Source organism: Pseudoalteromonas sp. KS88 (genome assembly GCF_004766475.1).
GTDB lineage: Bacteria > Pseudomonadota > Gammaproteobacteria > Enterobacterales > Alteromonadaceae > Pseudoalteromonas.
Genome location: NZ_PYHV01000007.1, coordinates 207,054 through 226,874 on the forward strand (window position 1 = coordinate 207,054; position 19,821 = coordinate 226,874).

Annotated in this window: 13 protein-coding genes; 3 read left to right on the plus strand and 10 right to left on the minus strand. The window is 37.6% G+C overall.

Going from position 1 to position 19,821, the window contains the following annotated elements; genetic code table 11:
- Positions 1 to 104: 104 nt before the first annotated feature.
- The 3 genes from C7Y70_RS04445 to C7Y70_RS04455 form a co-directional block, all read right to left on the minus strand.
- Positions 105 to 2,447 (minus strand): S9 family peptidase, encoded by a 2,343-nt coding sequence (locus C7Y70_RS04445; RefSeq protein WP_135473525.1) that lies wholly within the window; start codon positions 2,445 to 2,447, stop codon positions 105 to 107.
- Positions 2,448 to 2,595: 148 nt separating this feature from the next.
- Positions 2,596 to 3,240 carry a thiopurine S-methyltransferase gene (gene tmpT, locus C7Y70_RS04450; RefSeq protein WP_099293230.1) on the minus strand — a complete coding sequence of 215 codons (645 nt, stop codon included), beginning with the start codon at positions 3,238 to 3,240 and terminating at the stop codon, positions 2,596 to 2,598.
- Between the two features lie 9 nt (positions 3,241 to 3,249).
- A complete protein-coding gene (locus C7Y70_RS04455) occupies positions 3,250 to 3,741 on the minus strand; it encodes a DUF2938 domain-containing protein (RefSeq protein WP_135473526.1) in 492 nt (163 codons plus the stop codon).
- A 101-nt stretch (positions 3,742 to 3,842) separates the two neighbouring features.
- On the opposite strand from C7Y70_RS04455, the gene C7Y70_RS20620 reads away from it, so the two are divergent.
- The gene (locus C7Y70_RS20620) at positions 3,843 to 4,733 is read left to right on the plus strand and encodes a LysR family transcriptional regulator (protein ID WP_245321359.1); all 891 of its coding nucleotides are present in this window, start codon (positions 3,843 to 3,845) and stop codon (positions 4,731 to 4,733) included.
- Here C7Y70_RS20620 and C7Y70_RS04465 read toward each other — a convergent pair.
- From C7Y70_RS04465 to C7Y70_RS04490, 6 genes are all read right to left on the minus strand, one after another.
- The gene (locus C7Y70_RS04465) at positions 4,730 to 5,308 is read right to left on the minus strand and encodes a DJ-1/PfpI family protein (protein WP_135473527.1); all 579 of its coding nucleotides are present in this window, start codon (positions 5,306 to 5,308) and stop codon (positions 4,730 to 4,732) included. The two genes, C7Y70_RS20620 and C7Y70_RS04465, sit on opposite strands and share 4 nt — an antisense overlap.
- Before the next feature lie 15 nt (positions 5,309 to 5,323).
- A complete protein-coding gene (locus tag C7Y70_RS20575; RefSeq protein ID WP_210114657.1) occupies positions 5,324 to 6,235 on the minus strand; it encodes a hypothetical protein in 912 nt (303 codons plus the stop codon).
- A gap of 7 nt (positions 6,236 to 6,242) precedes the next feature.
- The gene (gene rmuC / locus C7Y70_RS04475; RefSeq protein WP_135473528.1) at positions 6,243 to 7,709 is read right to left on the minus strand and encodes a DNA recombination protein RmuC; all 1,467 of its coding nucleotides are present in this window, start codon (positions 7,707 to 7,709) and stop codon (positions 6,243 to 6,245) included.
- 1,090 nt (positions 7,710 to 8,799) lie between these two features.
- Positions 8,800 to 11,946, minus strand: coding sequence for a DEAD/DEAH box helicase (locus tag C7Y70_RS04480; protein ID WP_135473529.1), 3,147 nt, complete (start codon positions 11,944 to 11,946; stop codon positions 8,800 to 8,802).
- A 404-nt stretch (positions 11,947 to 12,350) separates the two neighbouring features.
- Positions 12,351 to 13,313 carry a transcriptional regulator gene (locus C7Y70_RS04485; protein ID WP_135473530.1) on the minus strand — a complete coding sequence of 321 codons (963 nt, stop codon included), beginning with the start codon at positions 13,311 to 13,313 and terminating at the stop codon, positions 12,351 to 12,353.
- 14 nt (positions 13,314 to 13,327) lie between these two features.
- Positions 13,328 to 14,566 carry an AAA family ATPase gene (locus tag C7Y70_RS04490; RefSeq protein WP_099293244.1) on the minus strand — a complete coding sequence of 413 codons (1,239 nt, stop codon included), beginning with the start codon at positions 14,564 to 14,566 and terminating at the stop codon, positions 13,328 to 13,330.
- 773 nt (positions 14,567 to 15,339) lie between these two features.
- Between C7Y70_RS04490 and C7Y70_RS04495 the strand changes: the two genes are divergently transcribed.
- The gene (locus C7Y70_RS04495; RefSeq protein WP_135473531.1) at positions 15,340 to 16,557 is read left to right on the plus strand and encodes a replication protein A; all 1,218 of its coding nucleotides are present in this window, start codon (positions 15,340 to 15,342) and stop codon (positions 16,555 to 16,557) included.
- A gap of 136 nt (positions 16,558 to 16,693) precedes the next feature.
- On the opposite strand, the gene C7Y70_RS04500 is transcribed toward C7Y70_RS04495, so the two are convergent.
- Entirely contained in the window at positions 16,694 to 17,569 is an 876-nt protein-coding gene (locus C7Y70_RS04500) for a DNA replication terminus site-binding protein (RefSeq protein WP_135473532.1), read from the minus strand.
- Positions 17,570 to 18,407: 838 nt separating this feature from the next.
- Between C7Y70_RS04500 and C7Y70_RS04505 the strand changes: the two genes are divergently transcribed.
- A complete protein-coding gene (locus C7Y70_RS04505) occupies positions 18,408 to 19,757 on the plus strand; it encodes a 3-deoxy-7-phosphoheptulonate synthase class II (protein ID WP_099293250.1) in 1,350 nt (449 codons plus the stop codon).
- The last annotated feature ends 64 nt before the right edge of the window (positions 19,758 to 19,821 follow it).

The following is a 19,821-nucleotide window of genomic DNA, read 5'->3' on the forward strand; positions in this document are numbered from 1 at the left end:
TCTCTACCCAACCTACGCTTTGTAAACCCCCGTTACACTTTGATCAAAAAAGCCGCATACTAATAATTAGTATGCGGCTTCAGTATTTTACTATTTTAAATCGATTACTTAGTTAGTAAGTTCTTTTCAAAAAACTCGGCCATCATGGTGTGATAGTGCAGGGCGGTGCCTTTGCCTTCACGTAGGCTGTGTGAGCGGTTAGGGTATGAGAAAAACTCAAACTGTTTGTTGTGCTTAACGAGCTCGTCAATTAAACGCTCTGAGCCTTGGTAATGTACGTTGTCATCACCCGTGCCGTGAATAAGCAATAGCTTACCCGTTAGGTTTTTAGCAAAGGTGATAGGCGAGGTGTTATCGTAACTTTCAGGATCGGTATTTGGATTACCCGCATAACGCTCTTGGTAAATAGTGTCGTATAAACGAATATCTGGCACGGGCGCTGAGGCAATACCCACTTTAAATTTATCACCATGGCGGAACAATAAGTTAAGCGTTGAACTACCGCCACCTGAATGTCCCCACACGCCAACGCGGTCGGTATCTATTACATCCCAACGTTTGGCCATCGCATCGAGCGCATCAACTTGATCTTGCACGGTGATTGAGCCGATTTTTTTATAAATCGATTTGCGCCAATCTCGGCCTTTGGGTGCGCGTGTACCACGGTTATCAACCGATGCCACAATAAACCCTTTTTGCGTTAATAATGATTTATACAAGTAGCTATTGCCTTCATAGCGGTCTTGTACCGTAGAGCCCCACGGTTCACCGTATACGTAAAAAACAATCGGGTATTTTTTACTTTTATCCATATTCTTTGGGAACATAATGTAGCCGTCAAGCTCAGTGCCGTCTTGCGCATTCACTTTAAAAAATTCGTGGTTTGGTAAGCTTTGCTCAGCTAACTTTTCTTTTAGCTCGTTATTTTCAACTAAGGTTTTTACATTACTGTGATCGTTCACGTTAATGATTTGCTTTGTGGGCGGTGTGCCAAATTTAGAATAGCTGTGCATTGCCCATGAGGCATCTTTAGACATGTAATAGCTGTTAGAGCCTTCAAACTCAGCAGGGGTTACACGCACAGGTTTGCTACTGCCATCAAGTGGCGTGCGATATAAATAGCGCTGACCTGGATCGTTTGGTGAAGCAATAAAATACATCACGTTTTTATCTTCATTGATAGTGAGCATATCAACAATATCGTAATCGCCAGGCGTTAGGTCAATAATGCTTTTGCCATCGCGCGATACACGGTAAAGATGACGCCAGCCGTCACGTTCGCTGTGCCAAATAAAGAATTTGCCGTCTTTTGACCAATTGGCTTTATAAAACCATTCAATAAAGGCATCATCTTTGTCTTCTAAAATTTTAGTCAGTTGCTGCTTTTGCCAATCAAATAACCACACCTTGTTGTGACTTTGTGGGCGGTTTAAATCTTGGATCATTAACTCATTCCCAGTGCCTGCCCAGCTAATACGCGGAATGTAGCGATCGCGATTGTCGCCTTCAAGCTCAGCCCAACGGGTTTGTTTGTCGCTAAGGCTTACCACACCAACACGTACTGCTGAGTTGGTTTCACCGGCTTTAGGATACGGAAATGTTTTGAGGGTAGGGTAGAGCTCATCAGTGTTGTTGATCATAGTGAAAAATTTAACGTCACTGGTATCAAGCTGCCAATAAGCGATTGATTTGTTATCTGGACTCCAACGAAAGCCATCAGCAATAGTGAATTCTTCTTCGTAAACCCAATCAAAGTTGCCGTTAACAATGGTGGCGCTGCCATCGGTGGTAAGCGCTGTTACATCGTGACTACCAACCGCTTGCATATAAATATTGTTATCGCGCACGTAAGCCACTTTTGAGCTATCTGGCGAGAACTTAGCAAACATGAGCTTAGTTGGCTCAACATCCAAGCCACCTAATTGCTGTAATTGATTGGTCTCAAGATTGAGTAACCAAAAGTCTCCGCGGCTGCGTGAGCGCCAAACTTGCTCGCTGTTGGTAAATACCATGAGCCATTTACCGTCTTTTGACCATTGGTAGCTTTCGATTGCTAGCGGCTCTTCAGCGCCTTCTGGGTGTAGCTTTTCAAACTCAACCAGAACTTTGCGACCCGTGCCATCGGCGTTATAAAATACAATGTCGTTACCTTTTACGCCGTGCTCTTTTTCATCATCGGCTTTGGCATTATCAGCGTCGTCTTTTTTATCTTTTTCGCTTTCACGTTCTTCAAGCACGGTGTAGCCAGTGCCATCATCAAGCCATTTAAAGTAAGTGCTACGTTGTGCTTTAAAGTATTTGTCTTTATAGATTTGCTCAAGGGTAAGTGGGTTACTTACTTGGCTCATAGCTGTATTCCCAGTGGTATTTTGCGTTACCGTGCAACCTGATAACGAAAGCCCGGCGAGTACCGACAGTACTAAAGCCGAGGATTTAAGTAGTTTCATGTGGAGATCCTAAAGTAAGGTAATGCTTTTGTTATTGTTAAAGATGTCTTGCAATAAGCTTACTTTAGCAAACTTTCCCACTTAATAGTTTATAGCTTATCGCAAAGATCTATCCATCTGCCTCAAGTATTGCATGCAATATACAAAGCTAGCAATTCTTTTTACTTAACAACCACACGAGCGCATTAGCAGGTTCAACGCCTTTAATACCATTTTCAATACGTTGGCACTTTAGTAACTGAAGAGTATAACTACAGTGATAATGATCAAACACTTCTTGAGCACTCACGCTGTAAGGCGTGCCATCTCGTTTAGATTGGTCATAGATACAGCAAATTAGCAGTTGTGGTGCATTATTGGTGATACTTATTAAATGAGCTGTATATCTCTTTCGTAACTCGAAAGGTAGCGCAACTAAAGCTCCGCGGTCGTATATTGCATTAATCTCTCCAATTAACTGAGCCGTTAAAGCGAAAATATCCCCTACCCAAATGGCCAAAGTACCTGCCTTATATAGTTTTAGCTCACCATGGTGAGTGACTGTTGCTGTTAAACACAATGAATCAAACAGTTGTATGATTGCACTTTCGCTTAATTCCACTCCCACAACATTAAACTTGTTCTTTAGTAGCCATGCTATATCGTTTGTTTTACCACATAAAGGCACAAACACTCGCCCATTTTGCTTTATGTTTAAGTTAGTAAAATAACGGTTTAAAAAAGGATTTACTTTTTGCTCATGAAAACCAATATCATTATCCTGCCATCGTTTTAGCCAGTAGTTAATCGACATAGTAATACCTCACATCAAAGTTAATAAAAGCGCGCTAACATAAAGGCCAACACCAAAAACACAATGTGATAAACAGCTTTTAACCCTCGCTAAAAAAGGCCTTTTAGCGTTACTTGCAGCAATACCTAAACCCAAGGCTGGTTGCATTATAAAAAAAGGAAAACAAACAGTCAGAAGGCCAAAAAATAAAGCATGGAAAAGCTTTGGTGAGGAGAGCCAATCGCTGGGTACTAAAAGTAAGAAAACCAAGGCAAAAATAACTCCAATAAAATAATGTACACACCAACCTATTGAGCACTCTTTGTTTTGTGCTTGAGCTTGGCTAATTGACGCATGCTTAAACAGGCCATAACGCATTAAACTCACCCACCGACCCACTAAGCAAAAGTTTAGCGACGATACTGCAAACACTTTTGCGAGTATTAAACTCCACACATCGAGCAATACAGTTGCTCCCACCCCAATAACAATCGCTGTAGTCCAATCAATACTTTCAAACATTAAAATAACCTTGTCGCAAGAAAACCGAGCACCAATGATATAGACTTACAAAAAAGTAAAATATAAAGCTTTGATCAAGCTTAAATTGCAAAAGTGGAATTATGTTAGACGATATAGTGTTATTTGTGCACATAGTGCAACAAGGTGGCTTATCTCAAGCTGGGGAGTATTTATCGCTACCTGCGGCAACCGTTACAAGGCGCTTACAACGTCTTGAATCCCGACTAGGACAAAAGCTGCTGCATCGCTCTGCACGTCAATGCACACTGACTCAACAAGGAGAAGTGTATTACCAAAGCTATGTAAGTTTAGTTGAGCAATTTGAACAAACCAGCCATCAACTCAATCAGCAAAAAGAGCAACTAAGTGGTAAACTTAAAGTACTTGCACCACTTAATATTTGTCATGGTTTTTTAAGGCCAATGTGGTTGGCATATACTAAAGCGTACCCTGATATTCAATTAGAGCTAATTTTGAGTAATCAGTTAGAAGATATAATAAAAAGCCAAGCCGATTTAGCACTACGTATAGGCCCCCAAGTTGACTCGTTATTACAACAAAAAAAGGTCGGACAAGCTGATTCTATTTTAGTGACCACTCCAAGCTATTTAGCTAATAGCCCTAAATTAGAGGAGCCAAGTGACCTTAAACAACACCGTTTAATTGGCACTAACCTGAGAAATAAATGGCCACTTACTAATAACCAAACTCGCACCAGTTACACACACATGTGCCGTTTTAGTAGTATTTATAACGATACCGGCTTTGTGAAATATCAAATATGCGATCATCAAGGAGTTGGCTTACTGCCGCGCTTTGAAATTATAAACGAGCTTAAAACTGGGGAGTTAGTCAGGGTTTTACCTGCTTGGCAAAGCCTGCCAAGGGAGATTTTTGCTATTTGGCCAAGCGGTCGTTTACTTAGTAAAAAAGCGGTTTGTTTACGTGATTACATACATGAATTTATGCAACAGCAGCTACTAGAGGGCTAAGTATTTTTATGCCACTGATAGTCCATTTGCTTTGCTGTATGCTCTGCATGTTCTGGGCTTATTAACTGCTCAACTAGCGCCAGGCTCATATCAATTCCCGCAGAAATACCGCCAGAGGTGGTAAATTTACCTTTTGACAGCCAACGCTTATTTGCGATCACATTTAGGGTTGGAAACATATTGGCTAGATCGGCTTGATCTTCCCAATGTGTGGTAACCGTTAAACCGTCTAATAAACCTGCTTTTGCTAGTAAGAATGCTCCGGTGCACACTGATGCAACGTGCTTTGCTGAATCAGCTGTTTGTTTTATCCAACTAATTACTTGCGGTTTAGTTAACTCAGCAGTATGAACGCCACCGACCACAATGAGTAAATCAATAGCAGGGTGATCAGCAAAACTGTAATGGGGGTTTACAGTAAAGCCTGCACGGGCAATTACTGGCGCGGCATGCTCTGCCACCAAAAATACCTGCCAGTTATTATTTGACAAACGTTTAGCAGCACTAAACACTTCAAATGGGCCAGAAAAATCAAGTACTTCTGCATCATCGTAAATATATATACCAATGTTCATTACGTGCTTCCGTTGTTAACTCACTTTATTTGCAGCAAACATTAGTTTCAGCCATCTCAAATCTTTTGCTTCTAAATTTGCTTGCCTATGGAGTGAGGGATCATCGTAAACCTCTTTATAAACGTGGCAAATAGCTACTTCCGTTAGCTCACGCCACTTATCATCTTTAAACTCGGGTAAGTGCCCATCCGCTAAATTAAAGCTGGAAAGCGGATCGTGTTCAGCCTCTGTTGTTCTGAGAGTAAGGTCGAGCTCTTGTAGAATAGGGTTGATGACCTGCACCGTGTTTGCTGCTTCAAATTCATCAATAATTGTGTTTTGCGCTGCATTTATTTCTTTTTTAAGCTGATAACGAGACAGCTTATCTGCAGAAGCACGCAATCCATACTTATTGAGTAAGCCTGTTATGCTAGGTAACACTGCTTTAGCTGCGATACCAGCACCTACGATAGGATTTACAATAGCAGCTAGGCCACCCACCAACAACATACCATAAGTGAGCTTTCGGTCTAATTCATCAATATTATTTGCCAACTCCTGCAAAGTATTGGTTTTTTCCTTTGCTTGTTCACGCATTATTTCATCGGTGCTGTGTAACATATATTGGCGAAGACCCGCTTCTGCATGTTCATGAGCAAAGTGAAAAACACGGCGCTTTGGTAGATTATTTACTTCAGGCACGCCTTTAGGTAAGCATCGCATGGTATGCAGTGCAAATTTATATTCTGATAACTCAAAAGGAATGACAAAGTAATGTTTCTCATCAAATGAAGTGGGGGTTTTATTACCTAAACGCTCCAAAGACATAAAAATAGGCAGTCCGTTGAGCTTTTCTGTGGCTAAAACCACTCCTTTGTTAAGCTCACCTATTAGTTGCTCCGACGTCGACTTTATTGCAGCTATTCCTTTGTTTAGCAGGTTCTTCATGCGGATGTTAATCCAGCTCTAATTGCGCCCGCTCGACGCTTTCTTTAGGTAGTTCTTTTTGAACTGATACACCAAGCTCTTTAAATTCAGAGGCTTGTTTAATTAAGTTGCCTTTACCACGGTATAACTGAGAAAACGCTTTATCGTAGCTTTCTTTGGCTTTATCTAGCTGCTTACCAACACCTTCCATACTTGATAAAAACCCATTGAGCTTGTTGTAAAAACGCTCAGCTCGGCTTGCTAGCTCTTTTGAGTATTTAGTTTGCTCTTCAAAACGCCATAACTGCTTAACAATATTTAAGCTAGTTAACAGGGTAGTGGGGGTGGCAACCAATATATTTTGCTCTATCGCTTGTTGGTAAATATCACTTTGATACTTAAGTGCTTCAACAAACGCAGACTCTATCGGCACAAACATGATCACCACTTCAGGTGAGTTAAGCCCTGGAAGGCGATCGTATGACTTACTAGCTAGCTCGTTAATACGCGCTTTTACAGCTTCCACGTGTTCTTTTATTGCGTGTTGTGCTTGCAGTTCGTCATCTGCATTTACAAAGCGAGTGTAGGCATTTAACGATGTTTTTGCATCAATAATTAGGTGGCGTCCTTGGGGTAAATACACGACTACATCTGGGCGCAGGCGACCATCTTCAGTATTAAACGACACTTCACGCTCATAGTCAGTGCCAGCACGCAGTCCTGCGCTGTCTAACACGTTTTCAAGCATGAGTTCACCCCAATTACCTTGGGTTTTCTTTTGCCCTTGCAACGCATTACTAAGCTTGTCAGCTTGCTCGGTAACTGCTTGGCTTTTAGCTTGTAGATGTAGTAGCTCAATCTTAAGTGCTTCACGCTGTTTTGAATCTTCGACGTGGATAGATTCTAGTTTATCTCTAAACCCTTTTAACTCACCTTGTACAGGTTTAAGCAACTGCTCAATGCTTTCTTGATTAAGGGTTTTAAACTGTTTTGATTTATTTTCTAAAATTTGATTTGCTAAGTTTTCAAATTCTTTTTTAAGCTGCTCTTTACTGTCGTTAATGTATTGTAGTTGCTGCTCAAAATGCATTTGCTTTTGCTCAAGCTCAGTACGCAGCGAGTTTAACTCAACATCACGAGTATTATACTCAAAGCGCAAGGACGTTAAATCAGCCTCCGCTTTTTGCCAATAATGATTATATTGTTGACTCTGTTTTTCTTGCTCAGTAAGGCGAGTTTTAAAGTATTGAGCTTCATCACGCTGCGCTAGATAGTCTTGCTCTAGCGACGCATGCTGGTCGAGTAAAGTGGTATAGTGGGATTGCTTGTCATTAAGCTGCGTTTGCAATAACGCCAGTTCTTGCTGTTGTGTGCCTAGTTGTTTTAGGTAAGCCTTACGACGCACAGCGCTTATAGCACCAAAAATAACGGCACCTGTAGCAAAGCCAACCCCAACACTCACCCAATCAATATCTGTAAGTAACTGTATATACATAAATAAACTTAATTAATCAAAAGACAATTAATCATAGCGAATTACACGCGAGCAAGATAGTTGTTAAACAGCTTAGTCAAAGAAATGTCCAATAAAACAGTGTTTAACTGTGTAGAGGTTATTTAATTATTTTTTAAGGCATAAAAAAAGCCAACCTAGTTAATGGGCTGGCTGATTATTACTAAAATTAGTAACAAATTTGGGAAATCAACATGATGCATGTGCAAACTGCAATTTAACTACACGCACAATAATAGACATTAACGCTGAAAGTTAGTTCAAATAAATCTGATCTTTTTAGGCATAAAAAAACCAGCTCAATGTGAGCTGGTCAAAATTACTATCAATAAGTAACTAAATAGGGAAATCAACATGATGCATGTGCAAACTGCAATTTAACTACACGCACAATGATAGACATTAACGCTGAAAGTTAGTTCAAAAAAATGTGATCTTTTTAGGCATAAAAAAACCAGCTCAATATGAGCTGGTCAAAATTACAATTAATAAGTAACTAAATAGGGAAATCAACATGATGCATGTGCAAACTGCAATTTAACTACACGCACAATAATAGACATTAACGCTGAAAGTTAGTTCAAAAAAATGTGATCTTTTTAGGCATAAAAAAACCAGCTCAATGTGAGCTGGTCAAAATTACTATTAATAAGTAACTAAATAGGGAAATCAACATGATGCATGTGCAAACTGCAATTTAACTACACGCACAATAATAGACATCAACGCTAAAAGTTAGTTCAATTAAATGTGATCTTTTTAGGCATAAAAAAACCAGCTCAATGTGAGCTGGTCAAAATTACTATCAATAAGTAACTAAATAGGGAAATCAACATGATGCATGTGCAAACTGCAATTTAACTACACGCACAATAATAGACATCAACGCTAAAAGTTAGTTCAATTAAATGTGATCTTTTTAGGCATAAAAAAACCAGCTCAATGTGAGCTGGTCAAAATTACTATCAATAAGTAACAAATATGGGAAATCAACATGATGTATGTATAACTGCAATTAACTACATACATAGTAATAGACCACGGTTATTTTGATCAGTTCAATAAAATTTCATTATTTAATTAAACTCAACATTTGTTGCTCATCGAATCGAGTAAAACTCATTGATTTATCAGTAAAAAGGGCATCAACCAATGCTTGTTTTTCTTGTTGCATCTTATAAACTTTTTGTTCTATCGAATTAGCCATAATAAGTTTGTAAACGAATACAGGGCTAGTCTGGCCAATTCGGTAAGCACGATCTGTAGCTTGTTTTTCAACTGCAGGATTCCACCATGGATCAAAATGAATTACGGTATCTGCTTGCGTTAAGTTTAGGCCGGTACCGCCAGCTTTTAAACTAATTAAAAAAACCGATGTTGTACCTTCAGTAAACTGATCAATGACTTTATCACGATGGCGGGTTTGCCCAGTTAACAAGCTAAATGAAATTGCTTGGCTATGCAGTTGCTCTGCAATAATATCGAGCACTGAGGTAAACTGGCTAAATATAATGATTTTTCTACCTTGTGCTAGCATCGTGGGGATATGCTGGCTTAACCAATTTAGCTTGGCACTTTTAGCTTCAGTTTGAGCATCAATTAACTTAGGGTGGCAGCATATTTGTCGCAATTTTAATAATGCGTCTAAAAACGCGAGTTTGCTCTTTTGTACACCTTGAGCAGCAAAAAGGTTTACCATTTTCTCTTCAAGCACATCTGTAATTGATTGGTACAATGCTTTTTGCTGTTCTTCAAACTCAAACTCTTTAACAAGTTCAGTTTTCGGCGGCAACTCTTGCGCAACCTCAGCTTTAGTCCGACGAAGAATAAATGGCATTATCAATGCTTTTAATTCATTTGCTCTTTGCACATCTGAATCACGTTCTATAGGTAGTTGAAAATGACTCTTAAAGTGTGATTGTGAACCAAGCAGTGAGCTCATTGCAAAATCAAGTAATGATTTAAGTTCAAACAAGTTATTTTCAATCGGTGTACCACTTAAGCACAATTTAAATGAGGCGTTTAAACGCTTTACTAATCGCGAAACCTGAGCGCTGTCATTTTTAATGTATTGGGCTTCATCAAGAACAATATTTTCAAAGTGAAGAGGTGTGTAATAGGCTATATCCCTTTTCAATAAAGGATAGGTTGTAAGGATACAATCAGCTTGCCCCAAATGTTGCAATTGTTCAACACGCGCTGAACCAAAGATAGTGGTGACTTTTATATTGCTAGCAAATTTAGTCATTTCATTTTGCCAATTACTAACAAGGCTAGTAGGACATACAATTAAAGTAGGGCCTGACTGAAGTGTTTGTTTACTACTGGCTAAAAATGCAATGACTTGAAGAGTTTTACCCAACCCCATGTCATCCGCTAATATTCCGCCCAGTTGATGACGTTTTAAAAAGTGTAGCCAGTCAACACCTTGTTGCTGATAATCACGCAGTTTCACTCCCTCATTTAAGTTTGGCTGTACAACCATAAGGGGAGGGGTTTCTGATTTTAACTCATTAAGATAGTTGTCTAAATTACTATCATTAATAGTTACATTGATACAATTGAGTGCGACGAGTTCAGGCAAATAAGAAAGAGGAATAAGTAGTTCATCACGCGTTTTTATAAACTCAAAGCGCTGGATAAACTCACAAAGCAGTTTGAAAACCTGCTTCTCCATTACAGCAAAAACCTTGCCTTGTTTAAAATAATAAAATAAGTCACTTTGGCGGTTTAATGATTGGTAATCAGGATTATCATTCAATACTAAGTTAGCAGCTTTGTATTTTGAGATCATTATTTTACTAACAACTTGATGCCCTTTGCCTCGTGTTATCTCTAGGTTCACGGGGACAATTGATTTTTTTATTCGCAAGTGTTTGTCACAAACCTGCCATCCACGTTTGCGTAAATTAGGTAGCACTTCATATTTAAACCAATGTTGAAATACATCTAATTGATTGTTATGGATATATTCATTCTGTAAAGCCCCTTTACATAGGCTAAAACCAAGATTGGTTAACTCAGTAATTACAGTATTTTCAAGGGCTAAGTTGAGTAACTCTTTTGGGGCGCTATTAGGTGAAAAAGTGGCGCCTTGATAATTGAAACCAAGCGTTAAAGTGAGTTGCTTATTATTATTTTTAACTTCTATTTCAGCAAAGGTATCGGCGTGACGCTTAACCTTTTTTCCTTCTTTGTGTTGGTAATGAGGAATAACCCCATCGCCAAAGTTTGCACTAATTTGTTTAAAGACGCGTTCAAAGTTTGCAGTATGAACAGCAGGCATCGCCTTAATATGGGCAACTTCTTCACCACTTAAAGGTGTGCGAATACGACCAACCTTAAGCATATCGGTGTCTAAATAAGTTGGCGGTGTTGTTTTTATTAATAACCAGGAAGGCTTATCATTAATAGTGGTATCAAGCTGAATTAAATCATTTGATCGGTTCCAACTAAAATTAAGATCAACAGCACTATCAGGGCTAATCGCTTTTCGAGAACGGCCATAAAACAAACGTCCGGTAGCAATTAATTGTTGTAATACGGCAAAGCCCCATTGACCTTTTAACTCAAGATTCCCCAATGCATTTTGTGAGCGAATCCAACTGAACAGCCTAAAATCAGTTTCAAGCAGATCCACGGGAGTAACAAAACTGTTTAATTGTTGATCCGTAAGACTTCTTCCCAAGGTGTACTGCTCATTATTAGAATAAGACGCTATTTTTGGTGTTAATATTAATTTATTCGCTTCAAGCTCAAGCACAAACAATAAAACATTTTTGGCACTGTGGTCATGCGATTGCTTAAGAGTTCTAAGTTCGTCAAACCAATCATTAATAATATAGTCTTGTCCGTACTCACCAGAATGGTCAATTTTTAGCTTTAGTAATACGGCAGCTAAATGACGACAACTGGTTTTGGCATTACATGAGCAATGCCTTTGAACAGAAAAACCATCACCTAATTTTTTTATCTCAATATGCTGGGTGAAAGTAGTACCTTCATTACCAAACATAGACGCATCAATGATTGAAAAGTCTTTATTATGTTCTAAAAAATTGATCTGTCCGTTGGCTAAGTACTCCTTAGCTTGATTAAGAACATGTGGTTTGAAGAGCTGTTTAATAAACCTTTCAGAAAGTGGAAATAAGGTTTCTTGTTCTTGTTTTATTTCTTCAAAAATTGCTAGAAGATCAGACTTTGATAAGTTAGCAGACATAACGCCCAAAGCAGTATGAATAAAAATTAATTTTACCAGTATATGATTTATCGTCTGCTAGCTAAAGGTTTAATATAACAAAACGCACTGGTTGGAGTAGCTCACTTGGTAAAAAATCGGTTTATCCACAAAAAATAGGCGTTCAAAGTAAAAAACACACAGTTAAGCCACAAGATATATACATCTTAATAACAAAAGGGGGACTTACAGATCAGATTTTTACTAAGGAGATAGCGTTTTAAGATCAAATCAGGTTTAAACACGAATGTGTGGGTAAAAATCTGATCCAATTAAGGTAAATTGAAGAAAAGATGGCTTTTTAGATCATTTTTTTACTAACATAAAAAGTTCTGAGATCATGATTTTACTAAGTAAAGTACGATCTCAGATCGTTATTATACTAACTAATTGAACGCTTTTAGTAATTTTGTGAGTTGTTCTAACCGTTTGTCAGTCATGACTTTATTATCAATTTTTATAGATAAATCGCCACTTTTTAAATTACGTTGAACACTTACAAAGTCATTTTCTAAAACAGCTTCTTTGCGACCAACCGTTTGTTCTTGCGCGGTTAATAACTTAGTAACGGCCATTGCACGTTTATCATCGCCTTCAATTTGAAGTATTTGAGGGTCGTTAGCGACTTCTTGAACAAGAGCATTAAACGTTTCAGCGTCTCGTTCTTTGGCTGCAATGAGCTTTTTAGCGACTTCGCGACCAACATGATTTGCTGTAGGGTAAAGTGCTAACACCGCCTCTGGTAGCTTCTCATAGGCTTTAATTGCATCTGCTATTGCAGTATGTGAAACCCCTTCTATTGCAGATACTTCTCTAAATGAGCCCTTTTTACCTTGGCTGATCAACTCGTCCCTGGTTTGTTGATAGGCTTGACCTAATTCCCATAGACTAGGAGCAATATACTGGTCGGAAGAAACAGCCAATATTTTTGCATCTGAATCAGTAAAATCAGCTGAACTAAGCACCAGATAATCTGCGTTACTTAAAATACATGCCATTCGACGTCGTGAACCAGCCAGTACAAGCATTTCATCGCCTTTATCCCAACACAATGCTGGGTGCTGATTGCGACCGTCATGTGCAATTGCAGGTAGAATATCAGCGACTGACTTTTCATTAAGTAGCGCCTGTACTCGACGATTTTTTCCATACACTTTTGTATTTGGTTTAATTTGAGCGTGAGGAATTACTTTACAAGTTAATGTAATTGAGCGAGAAGGATCACTTGGCGCAGGCATTTTTATTACATCGCCAGCAGAAGCTTGTTCTAACAACTCATCCAAATTACTATTACCAATTGTTGTTGCAAATGGATCTAAGCGGGTGTCGTTTTTGCGTTTCTTTGCCATTTTTGTTAACTACCTTACTTAGGATTTTTTAGTTGAGATTGAGTGGACTGCCAGTTCGAGCGTATTAACATCTCAAGTTCATCAACGACATCTTTTATGTTTTCTTGAGCGCGAATCAATGATTCTCTGCTTGCTAAACTGTCGGAAGTTTTTTGATCAAAAATAGTATTAAATGAGGATGAACTCGCCGTTATAGCTGAACTGTGATTAATAGGGTAGCTCATAACTTGTCGACCAAAGGCACTACGAACATCTTTTACAATATCACGCTGGGAATGGTTTCCTTTTACATAATTGGTCACTAAGAATTGCATAAAGTCCCAACCTTCATGGCCTAAAGATGCAACCGTATGATAGATCTCTCCTAGGCGTTTGAGGTATTTATTATTTGCATCAAAATCAACGGCCTCAGGGTGAACCGGAATTAACATGGCTGTTGATGACATTAATGCATTATAAAACATGAAGTTAAGTGATGGAGCAGTGTCTATTAAAATAATATCAAACTGATCTTCAACTGGGTTAATCACCTTTTCTAACAGCTTATGATAATGGCGGGTTTTATCATAACTCGAACTATCTTTAAGCAGAGTGGCAGTTTCATGCTCAAAGTAAAAATCATCCATGCCTGATGGCAACATTCTAATATTAGGAATATGAGTCGGCAGAAAAGAGTTAGATACTAGCTCTTCCCAAGTTTCGCCTTGCTCAAGCTCAATGCAATCACGCATTAAATCACCAACAGTGATGGGGTCAGGCTCACTTGGTGGGAAAAAACTTGAAGAAGAACCTTGAGGATCTAGATCGATTATACCAATTCTATAGCGTTTAATATTTGTTGTTGCTAGAGCAGCAGCAATATTAACCATGCTTGTGGTTTTACCACAGCCACCTTTTAAAGAGTTTATGACGATAACTTGTAGTTTATCTGACTCAGAGCGGTGATCAGGCTTGATATCCATGATATCAGCCATCGCAAAAATATTAACTAACGTATAAGCATAATGACCATTTGCCCCTCGTTTTATATTAAGATCATCAAAATCACCGTTATCATGACGACGCTTTAAAGTGCGATTATTACAACCTAGAAGGTCAGCGGCTGCCTTTTGAGTATAAGTTCTTAACTCTTTCTCTTCAGATTTTAGGTGGGCACGATAATGCTGGATACGTCCTTCTAAAGATTTTTCAGCAACTTCTGCGGTTGCTTTTAAAAGCCGATATGTGGCTAATGCATTATTATGAATTGACATGCTTTATTCCTCAAAGTTAGGCTTTAAGTATAATGTCCATTCAATTAACTGTAAACAACTATTTAAGACGACATTGGTTTTAATTAGTAGACATAAAAAATTTTATTAATAGTTTTAAAATTGCTTAGTATAAATAAAGAAGTTTAAGTATGGTTAAAGTATAAGGTAATAAAGGTTAAGGCTTGAAAAAGGTAACGTAAATATATGATTTATATAAATAAAGCACAAAAAAGTGGATCACCTTTATACTACGTTAAGATCAGATCTTTAATAACTGGTAGATCACGATAATACTAAGCTAGTTTTTCGCTTTGGAGTTATGCACATATTAAGCACAATATTATGCACATTTTGTATGTCTGAGATCCGATTTTTACTAAGTAAAATAAAAAGTTATACACTTTCATTTATACAAATGTGGTCAGTTAATTAGTATAGATCTGATCTGTAGTAAGTACAGATCAGATCTATGCTAACTCAAAACACGTTTATACACAGGGTTATTTAAAATATCTCTATTTTGTCGTGTAATTTTAGCTGAAATAAAGGTTTTAAGTGACATCAAAACACCTTGAGTTAGTAAAAATTCGGTTTATAGGTGCTACCTTAGTAAAATCATGATCTCAAACCAGTAAAATTAAACAAGCTTAGTAAAATAGTGATCTAAAAATTTATTTTAAACTTAGATCAAGTTTATACTAACTTAAACATTTAACTTTTAGCTCTATATGTGTTGTTATTAGCTGTCGCAATAAAATTTGGAAATAAGAACAATGAGCCGAAAGGTCAACATCTCGGTAGATAACTTACCCGATACATTACGGGGACAAATCCACGGGGTGGAAAGTGCAATCGATAATGAAAGTTTAGCTTTATTTACTGATAATAAAGATGTTCGTATTTCAATTGAAAATGCGGCCCACGGATTACGTGCTTATTCTAATACATTTAATCATTATGATTTATGGGGACGATTTGTTCGTTCTGGTCATAAAAAATTGCCATTAGAAGAAGCACCTAAGAAAACCATTATTACCCGTAAGATATCTGAAAAAGTAGATGGTATTTTGTACGACGGTGAGATTAAAATAACACCGGCAGTAGTTAGTTCTCGAAAAGATGGTGAAGATGTTGAGTATTTAGTTTGGCCATCTGATCGTGAAGAAAAAGTTGAACGCGCACTTATTCGATTAGCTTCTAAAGGTAAGATTGTAAAAATTAATTTTAAGTCCGGTATTCAATACGCCGTTGTTTTTTCAATGAATGAATTGGCTCAAGAACTTAAAGCTGTTGGTCAATCAATGCCATACCCACAAATCAAAGAAGCATTGGAGGCTCTACAAGGATCCAAGCTATCTTTTAAATATTCTGCAACTGATACAAAAAATACAGATATAGATGATTCATTTTACGAGTCTAATATGAATTTTTTGTCTTCGTTACATTTCAGTGGTAAAAAAGGGCAGGGCGGCAATGTAAAGTGTGTAGCTTGTCTTAACGCATTTGTTCATAACATGATTGATAATTTAGAGTACAAAGGATATTACTTTAATAGTGCTCAAGAATTAAAACGTGGATTGTCGCGGTGGATGATGTTGCGTTTATATCACCTTTGGCGATATGCAGCTCCAGGAAAAACATACCATTTTAGATTATTATCAATTATGGAAAAGTATGGCTCGATTTATTCAACAGATGATATCACTGAAAATAAACTCAAAGCTTTACGTCGAGATATGACGACCACCATGAAAGATTTAATCGAAAAGGGTGCGATTTCAGAATACAGTATTACCAATGTTAAGGATGATAAAACCGGTAACATTATTGATTATACGTATGAGATGCATCCTTCTGATCAATTCTGCGATGAGATACTTACGCTTAATAAACATAACAAACGTATTGAGATACAAGGCGGTAAACGCATTGTTGAAAATGCAGTTTTGATAGATGAAGATAAAATAGAAGAAATAGTCGAAGATAATTAATGATTAAAGCCTTTAGTTTTTACTAAAGGCTTTTTTGTATTAAAAGCTAAATAGTTTTGTTGCTTGAAGTATAGCTGTATTAGATTAAAAAATTAGGCTATTTAACATAATAAGATTAGTATTAAATAGTATTTTATCAATCAGATACTTGCTCAAGGTACAGTCTATCAACTAAAAAATCATACTCTTTCTTTCTTGGATGACTTTCGGGTTTAATATAATTTGGCAAAGTGCCGAGTTTAACATCTGGCTCTGGGTTTATTAAAATAAAGGGTAAAGCTGCACTGACATGGTATCTATTTTTTGCGGTGTATCTTACATTTACCTGCGGGCTAACTCTAGTTGGCCTACGAATTCTAAGTTTTTCTTTATCACCTAAGCTGGCTACGCGCACTTGTTCTTGGGCAACAAGGGCTTGCCAAGAATGTTGATCTATCATTCGAGGGTTAGAATAGCCGGCAGATTTTTCGAGCATTGCTAAAGCCATTTTTTTTGTTAATGTTTTAGTTGCATGCTTATGCATCCAAGTAAAACGAACTGAAAAAGGGGACTCATGTTCAAAATGAACCTTTCTGTAAGCGGCAAGTGTAATTAAGTTTGGTACTGCATTATGAACAGCCTCAAATCGAGCATCATTATTATCAATCGATAAAATACACTCTTTAAAAGCTGCTTTGGCTTTATTTAGTTGTTGTATGCGTGCAACAAGGTTTTCTTTATTCGCATTCTTTAATACTAACAGTCCTGGATGACGCTTAAGTACGCGTGAGCTAAGTCCTGATTTTTTATATATATCTGTAAAAGAATTTATAATCGACCTATGCGCAATTTCACCGGATTGTTTGGTTACTTCGATAGTATGTGGGACTATCTTTTCGTCATTAATGTCAATTTCGGGCAGCTGGTAAAATTCAGCCTTGGAATAATCACATTGTTTTAAATCATCAATAAATAAATTTGTTAGATCATTTAGCAAATCAAACTGACTACGAATTTGCACTTTAGAAACCATAAGAACACATCATACTGAATTGTTTTTGACAGTTTATCATTTTCCAACAAGTTGTCTATTCCTTGATTATTAATTTACGATTTAACTTCAATGCTAAGTTTACTACTGTATATCATAAAGTATGATGTGTTTTTTGCTTAATTAAAACAACTATTTTTAATACGTGTTCAATTTTAAGGAGTCTAGTTTTAATAAGTAAACGAGTTAATGCGTTTAGGATTGTTCCTTTGGTAATAATAATAAACTGTCTATTGTGTTCAGTCGTTTCAATGCTGTTAAATGAAATAAAGTTTTAGCTCTATAAAAGGCTTACCCACTGCAATAAATTGCTCAGTTGCTAAAAGCATGGCACTGCTAAAAAAATCAATATGTAGTTGTTTTGGTAATTAAAGTCGAGCGTAGACTTCACTATAAACTGATAGCCAGTTTTAATACTTAACATCCTTTATCAACGCTTAAGCCTAGCTCTCAAGGCCTACTAGCACAACAATCAACCTTTTTCCATGTTACGCATAATTATGTAATTTTTTAGCGTAAAGCTTAGAGTACACCTGCTAGCGCTTTAAGTATGATGTGTTCTTTAAGGGCGCTAGTTGCATTTTTCAATATTCGATAGTAATAGCAAGTTACTATATTTAATTAAACCATTTAACATCAATGGTTTAATTGGGCTTAGTTCACTTTTAAGCTACAACTAACATTTAAAATACTATTAAAAAAAACCTTTTAATTTATGTCATAACTAAATAATTGATAATACGCGAATATAGTCCTTGAACAGGGGGGCTGCATACGTTAATTTCTTAGTATCAGGTAATAGTAGGAATGAGGAAATATTATGCAGTCGTGGAATCCAAATAGCTGGAGGGAACACCCAATAGTCCAGCAACCACAGTACCCAGATCAAGATGCGCTTAAAACCGTAGAGAGTCAGTTAAACAGTGCACCCCCACTGGTATTTGCTGAAGAAACACGTAGTCTATTTAAACAACTTGAAGATGTGTGCGAAGGAAAGGCGTTTTTACTCCAAGGCGGAGATTGTGCAGAGTCGTTTAGTGATTTTAATGCTGCAAATATTCGCGATACATTTAAAACACTTCTTCAAATGGCCGTTGTACTTACTTATGGCGGAAAATGCCCTGTTGTTAAAATCGCTAGAATGGCTGGTCAATACGCAAAACCACGTTCTGCAGATTTAGAAACAATTGACGGCGTATCACTTCCTTCGTACCGTGGTGATATTATTAATAACTTCGAGTTTACCGAAGAAGCACGCATCCCCGATCCGCAACGTTTGATGACAGCGTATCACCATAGTGCCGCAACATTAAATTTATTAAGAGCATTCGCACAAGGTGGTTTAGCAGATTTACATCAGGTCAATCGCTGGAACATGGGCTTTGTTGCGGCGAATCCGCTAAGAGAAAAATACCAACAATTAGCAGATCGTATTCAAGATGCTCTTGAATTTATGGAAGTGTGTGGAATTAATTCTTCAATAGCACCAAGCTTAAAAGAAACTTCTTTATATACATCACATGAAGCATTACTTCTTGGATATGAAGAAGCATTAACTCGTCGAGACCATTTATCAGGTGACTGGTATGACTGTTCTGCTCACTTTGTATGGATCGGTGAGCGCACTCGCCAGTTGGATCACGCTCATATAGAATTCTTTAAAGGCATCAAAAACCCGATAGGGGTCAAAGTTGGCCCTGGTATGGAGCCAGATGAACTTATTCGTTTAATTGATGCCGTTAACCCAGATAACATACCAGGTCGCCTAACATTAATTACGCGTATGGGAGCTGATGTATTACCAGAAAAACTGCCTGCACTTGTTCGTCGAGTACAACAAGAGGGCCGTAAGGTAATATGGAGCTCAGACCCAATGCACGGTAATACTGAAAAGGCAACCTCAGGGTATAAAACTAGAAGCTTTGATAATATCTTACGTGAAATCAGCCAGTTTTTTGCTGTTCATAAATCAGAAGGTTCTTATGCTGGCGGTGTACATCTTGAAATGACAGGCCAACACGTCACTGAGTGTACTGGTGGTGCTTATGGTTTATCAGATGACGATTTAGCACAACGTTACCGCACACAATGTGACCCTCGTTTAAACGCTGACCAAGTATTAGAGCTCGGCTTCTTAGTTGCTGACTTACTAAAAGATGCACGCAAATAAAAAATTTAGTTTTAAGTATAAAGCCACTATCTAGTGGCTTTTTTTATATTTAAAGTTAATTAAG

Bases quoted from the DNA above. Each gene is read 5' to 3' on its own strand.
- C7Y70_RS04445 (WP_135473525.1), bottom strand. From the start codon at position 2,447: ATGAAACTACTTAAATCCTCGGCTTTAGTACTGTCGGTACTCGCCGGG.
- tmpT (WP_099293230.1), bottom strand. From the start codon at position 3,240: ATGTCGATTAACTACTGGCTAAAACGATGGCAGGATAATGATATTGGT.
- C7Y70_RS04455 (WP_135473526.1), bottom strand. From the start codon at position 3,741: ATGTTTGAAAGTATTGATTGGACTACAGCGATTGTTATTGGGGTGGGA.
- C7Y70_RS20620 (WP_245321359.1), top strand. From the start codon at position 3,843: ATGTTAGACGATATAGTGTTATTTGTGCACATAGTGCAACAAGGTGGC.
- C7Y70_RS04465 (WP_135473527.1), bottom strand. From the start codon at position 5,308: ATGAACATTGGTATATATATTTACGATGATGCAGAAGTACTTGATTTT.
- C7Y70_RS20575 (WP_210114657.1), bottom strand. From the start codon at position 6,235: ATGAAGAACCTGCTAAACAAAGGAATAGCTGCAATAAAGTCGACGTCG.
- rmuC (WP_135473528.1), bottom strand. From the start codon at position 7,709: ATGTATATACAGTTACTTACAGATATTGATTGGGTGAGTGTTGGGGTT.
- C7Y70_RS04480 (WP_135473529.1), bottom strand. From the start codon at position 11,946: ATGTCTGCTAACTTATCAAAGTCTGATCTTCTAGCAATTTTTGAAGAA.
- C7Y70_RS04485 (WP_135473530.1), bottom strand. From the start codon at position 13,313: ATGGCAAAGAAACGCAAAAACGACACCCGCTTAGATCCATTTGCAACA.
- C7Y70_RS04490 (WP_099293244.1), bottom strand. From the start codon at position 14,566: ATGTCAATTCATAATAATGCATTAGCCACATATCGGCTTTTAAAAGCA.
- C7Y70_RS04495 (WP_135473531.1), top strand. From the start codon at position 15,340: ATGAGCCGAAAGGTCAACATCTCGGTAGATAACTTACCCGATACATTA.
- C7Y70_RS04500 (WP_135473532.1), bottom strand. From the start codon at position 17,569: ATGGTTTCTAAAGTGCAAATTCGTAGTCAGTTTGATTTGCTAAATGAT.
- C7Y70_RS04505 (WP_099293250.1), top strand. From the start codon at position 18,408: ATGCAGTCGTGGAATCCAAATAGCTGGAGGGAACACCCAATAGTCCAG.